This window comes from Enteractinococcus helveticum, from assembly GCF_020742345.1.
Taxonomy (GTDB): Bacteria; Actinomycetota; Actinomycetes; order Actinomycetales; family Micrococcaceae; genus Yaniella; species Yaniella helvetica_A.
Map to the genome: position 1 here is coordinate 1 of NZ_DYXC01000140.1, position 4,836 is coordinate 4,836.

Below are 4,836 nucleotides of genomic sequence, written 5' to 3' on the forward strand. Positions count from 1 at the left end.
ATGATGACGCCGACCGCGGACTTTTGTCCGCGCGACATCTTTTTAATCGTCGTCTTCATCGGCACCCGAAACTCTTGGATCAGTTGCTGGGCGAAGTCCTCATCCCAGTTTTCGAAAGCTTCGCGAGCTGCTTTGAATGCGTGTTTGGCCAGCGCGTCTTCTGGGTAACGCTGTTCTTCGCGCACGAAGCAGATATTCGGCAAGACCTGTTCGTTCTCGTGTGGGACTTGCCCAAAGACTCGAACCGAACCGGAGGTCGGCCAGTCTTGCGCCGTCATGACCGACATCAACGTCGTCTTGCCGGCACCGTTGCGTCCGAGTAGTCCGTGGATCTTGTCTTTTTCAAAGTTCAGCGTGACATCGTCGAGGGCAAGAGTGTCTTTGAAACGGCGGGTCAGGCCATGTGCTTCGATTGCCCTGACACTGATATCCGTAGCCGGGGTGTTCATGGTTTCTCCTAGGTTAGGAATCATCGCGGTTGCGAATCATCGCCAAAACCGCTTCGGTTTCGAGTCCAATTGCCCGTGCTTCGCTCAGCAGGGGGTCGACGTAGCGCTGTGCGAACTGTTCGACTCGTTCGCTGCGAATAATCTGCTGGGCACCGGGCGCAACAAACGTTCCCAGGCCGCGCCGTCGAGTCAAAATGCCCCGGTCCACTAACAGACTGAGGCCCTTGCCGGCGGTTGCAGGGTTGACGCGGTAAAACGCTGCGAGCTCATTGGTTGATGGGGCCTGTTCATCTTCGGCCAACGAACCGTCGAGAACCGACGCTTCGATGTGTTCTGCGATCTGAATGAACAGCGGACGACCATCATCCATGGGACTCACCTTCCACATCTGTGAAACAGCTTCGCGGGTTGACTACCTCGCTGGTTCATTACTCTACTAACTAACCCATGAACATGCAATAGCGTCACGAAATTGTCCAACGCTCCCAGAAGACGGCATGGTGCAACGCAGCGGTATAACCACCCGCCGGGCGCACCCTGTTTATTCAACTGAATGACCGCAGTACAGCGACAGACACCAACAGTGATCGTTTGCATATCCGAGAGGCTGGCGTCATGACTGAATACGACCCTGAGAAGTATTACGACGACGATGAGCAGGATCTCGAAGAACCACAGGATGGCCGCGACAGCCAGCCACCCGAAGAGGGCTCATCAGATAATCCGGAGGCGCTCGACAAGCACGACCCGCTGCGCAAACATGACCCCACCCTGGTCCAAACCGATACCGAATCGACCATAATCGGCGAGGCTGCGGAAGCCACTGATGATGAGGAGCTTGACGAAGAGCGCGTTATCGACGACGTCACCGAGCTGGATGACGACCTCGACGATCCCCGATAGTCCAGGAATCCCGGTAGCTCAGGCCGTTACGGGCGTTGGGCGCCGGGTAAGATTTCGCGCACTTCGATCCAGGTGTCCAACTGCCCCGCCAGGATTGCTGCGACTTCTAATGCTCGCTCGCGACTTGCGACCCGAATCCCCCAGACTCTGGCGGAGGGCTTGCCACCCTCGTTATAGAAACCGCTGCGAACTTCTGCACCAGGCCCCACAACCACCGCGCGGGATTCCGGATCCAACACTTCGACCCAGTCAAGTTCAGAGTTGGCAAATAGCTCATCTTCAAATCGGGCCAGAAAGGCGACCACATCTTCACGCCATGCCGGGCTACGACGGCGCAACTCCTCTTCACGGATGTGCCATGACAATAAGTAGCGCATGTGAACTCCTCACATCAAGTAGCCGTAGCGGCCGTTATTTCGGCGACGAAGCGCCCAATATTCCCGATACCCCATGGTCCCACCGCAAACCCGCAGTGTCGACTAGGCACCTGACAGTGGACCCACTAGGCTGCAAAAGTAACGCGCTATTACAGCACAGAACCGCACAGCAGACATATCGACATACCCTGACACTTTATATGTCAACTAATCGGCATGGCATGTATAGACACTCATGCGTTAAGATAAGGACAGCTGCACTACCGTAGCGACCCGGCAGTTGTGCATGTCAGCGGCCGTAATGAGGTTGGAAGGATGACCGGACCACGGTCGAATTCCCATCACAAAGGATTCTCACTATGCCAAGCAATTCTGAATTAGCCGGCACCTGGGATATTGATCCATCTCACACTCGCATCGGCTTTTCTGCACGTCACGCCATGGTCACCAAGGTCCGCGGGGCATTTAACGACGTCGCCGGATATGCCATTTTCGATCCGGAAGATCCCGCAGGCTCGGAAATCGAGATTCGAGTCCAGCTGGCCAGCGTCGACACCCGCAACGAACAGCGTGACGAACACTTACGTAGCGCGGATTTCTTTGACGTGGAAAACCACCCAGAGATGCTCTTCACCGCAACCAGCGTGGATGAAATCGAAGAAAATAACTACGTGGTCGTCGGGGAACTCACCATCCGAGATATCACCCGACAGGTCACCGTTCCCTTGCAACTACGCGGGCTAGAACGCGATCCCTTCGGATCGCTGCGCGCAGGCTTGGAGGGCACGCGCCGCATCGATCGTCGAGAGTGGGGGCTGGAATGGAATACTCCGCTGGATTCTGGTGGCGTGCTCGTCAGCGAGAAAATTACGCTGGAATTCGAATTATCGCTGGTCAAACGCGAAGAGTAGGCGCATCCGTCAGCATCGCGTCAGCACTTAGGGGTGTTTGAGGACCGCTGGCTCCGCAGCAGCAATATCCGCCGTTTCAATCTGGAACGTGGAGTGGTGGATCGCCACCTCGAAGTGCTCGCTGACGCATTGTTGCACGGCTCGTAACTGCTGGGCGACGTGGCCGCTGGTAAAGCATTCATCCTTGACCACAATGTGAGCTGTCAGCACGGGCAAGCCGGTGGCCACAGTGGAGGCATGTAAGTCATGCACATCAAGCACATGGTCAAGCTCCATAATGTGGCGCCGAACCTCATCCAAATCCAAGCCCTCGGGCGTAAATTCCATGAGCACACTGAGGGTTTCCCGCAGCAAAGTGTAGGCACGCGGCACAATGAGTGCCACAATGAATAAGCTGGCAATCGCATCAGCCTGAAGGAACCCGGTGGTGACCATGATGACCGCTGCGACAATGACACCCAGTGAGCCTAGGGCGTCGTTGAGCACTTCAAGAAATGCTGCTCGCATATTGAGGTTCGCGCCGCGGCTCGAGGCCAACACCGATAGGGCAATCACATTTGCGCCCAGGCCAAGCACACCAAAGACCAGCAATTCTATGGCCGGAACCTCAGGTGGGCTGACAAGCCGGCGGATGCCCTCAATGGCGGCATACACCCCGACAGCCAATAATAATGATGCTTGGCCAAGGGCCGCGATCACTTCGATCCGGCGAAAACCCCAGGTCCGCCGCGACGTCGGCGGCTTATGCATGAGCGTCGCAGCGATCAGGGCAACCAATAACCCTGAGGCATCAGTCAGTGCGTGAACGGTATCGGTCAGCAGCGCCAAACTGCCGGTGACGATCGTCCCCACGAACTGAATAAGCACAATGGCAGCAGTCAACCCGAAAGCAATCCACAACTTTTTGCGGAAATCTGGTGACTGTTCTGCCTCGTCGACCGACGGCCCGTGATGATGGCCTGCACCCATAGTTACGACCCCTCTTCGACAACGGCGTGCCTACCAAGGCGCAGATGCTCACAGAGCTGAGCACTTTTACCGGTGGCTTCCAGCATTTTCTCGGCAGCAGCGATTAATTCTTTTAGCAACATAGGCTCTGCCAGGGCGTACCACATAGAGCGCCCCTCCGGACGCGCCACGATCAAACCGCATTCGACCAAAAAACTCAGGTGTTTACTGACGGTCGATTGCGCCAGTCCCATATGCTCAACAAGGTCTCGCACCCGATGCTCACCGGAGGCGAGGTGCTGCAGAATTGCCAGACGCTTTGGTTCAGCAACGGCCTGAAAGAGATGAGCATAGGCTTGCGTGGCTACATCATCGAAGCCAAAACTATTCATCGCCATAGAGCGATGATAACGCTTTATGGCGATACCGTAAAGGGTGCGGCAGTGCTTTCCTAATACCGGCGAGCTAGCCCAGTAGTTTACGCGGGTTATGCCACAGCACCTTACACATCCAGTCCTCGCCCAGACCCCAGTTGTGCAGGGCTTCGATCTGGTGGCTGTAGCTATAGGGAATCGTGGGAAAGTCCGTGCCCAGCACCACCTTGTCGGCCAGTTCGTGCATCGTGTCGCAGTAATCCTCGGGCATGGGCGCGAAATTGCGTCGCACATAGTCTGTGCCGACCATTGTGGTATCCAGGTACACGTTGGGGGCTTGTTTCGCTAAGGTGGCGAACTCGTCATATTCCGGCATACCCATGTGGGCAATGATCACCACCAACTCCGGGTGGCGGTCGACCAGTTCAACGATCGAGCCTGGACCGGTAAATTCACCACCGTGGGGACCAGATCCACAGTGAATCACCACCGGCACTTTGGCTTGTGCAATCAGCTCCCACGACGACGTCAACAACGGGTCCAGCACGGAAAACGCGCCGACTTGGACGTGCACTTTAAAAATCCGGGCGCCGTCGTCCAGCAGCTGCCCGACCATCTCTTCGGCGCCGTGCTCCGGGAAGAACGTTGCCGAATGAATCGCGTCGTCGTAGTGGGCCGCGAATTGTTTGGAGTACTCATTGAGATACCCTGCCATGCCGGGGCGGTGAGCATAATTCAACGTGCTGAATGCCTTGACGCCCAGCTCGCGCAGTATCTGTACCCGCTGGGACTCTGAGTATCGGTAGGCGATGGGCCAGGCGGGTTCGCCCAGCTCGGGCAGGCGGTCGAAGAATCCCCAGACTTTTTGTTGCAC

At 56.5% G+C, this 4,836-nt stretch carries 8 protein-coding genes; 2 read left to right on the plus strand and 6 right to left on the minus strand.

What is annotated here, in order from left to right; all coding sequences use genetic code 11:
* Both K8V32_RS11995 and K8V32_RS12000 read right to left on the minus strand, forming a co-directional pair.
* Positions 1–449 (minus strand): ATP-binding cassette domain-containing protein (locus K8V32_RS11995; protein WP_303907739.1); only part of this gene is annotated, 449 nt, incomplete at its 3' end.
* A gap of 13 nt (positions 450–462) precedes the next feature.
* Entirely contained in the window at positions 463–819 is a 357-nt protein-coding gene (locus K8V32_RS12000) for a GntR family transcriptional regulator (RefSeq protein ID WP_303907742.1), read from the minus strand.
* 245 nt (positions 820–1,064) lie between these two features.
* On the opposite strand from K8V32_RS12000, the gene K8V32_RS12005 reads away from it, so the two are divergent.
* Entirely contained in the window at positions 1,065–1,352 is a 288-nt protein-coding gene (locus K8V32_RS12005; RefSeq protein WP_303907745.1) for a hypothetical protein, read from the plus strand.
* Between the two features lie 26 nt (positions 1,353–1,378).
* Here the strand turns inward: K8V32_RS12005 and K8V32_RS12010 are convergent, their stop codons facing one another.
* Complete coding sequence (locus K8V32_RS12010; protein WP_303907748.1) at positions 1,379–1,729, minus strand: hypothetical protein; 351 nt, start codon at positions 1,727–1,729, stop codon at positions 1,379–1,381.
* 359 nt (positions 1,730–2,088) lie between these two features.
* On the opposite strand from K8V32_RS12010, the gene K8V32_RS12015 reads away from it, so the two are divergent.
* Positions 2,089–2,640 carry a YceI family protein gene (locus tag K8V32_RS12015; protein WP_303907751.1) on the plus strand — a complete coding sequence of 184 codons (552 nt, stop codon included), beginning with the start codon at positions 2,089–2,091 and terminating at the stop codon, positions 2,638–2,640.
* Between the two features lie 27 nt (positions 2,641–2,667).
* Here K8V32_RS12015 and K8V32_RS12020 read toward each other — a convergent pair whose 3' ends face one another.
* The 3 genes from K8V32_RS12020 to K8V32_RS12030 all read right to left on the minus strand — a co-directional run.
* Complete coding sequence (locus tag K8V32_RS12020; protein WP_303907754.1) at positions 2,668–3,609, minus strand: cation diffusion facilitator family transporter; 942 nt, start codon at positions 3,607–3,609, stop codon at positions 2,668–2,670.
* 2 nt (positions 3,610–3,611) lie between these two features.
* Positions 3,612–3,986 (minus strand): ArsR/SmtB family transcription factor, encoded by a 375-nt coding sequence (locus K8V32_RS12025; protein ID WP_303907757.1) that lies wholly within the window; start codon positions 3,984–3,986, stop codon positions 3,612–3,614.
* A 67-nt stretch (positions 3,987–4,053) separates the two neighbouring features.
* On the minus strand, positions 4,054–4,836 hold a 783-nt coding region (locus K8V32_RS12030; protein ID WP_303907760.1), incomplete at its 5' end, for an amidohydrolase family protein.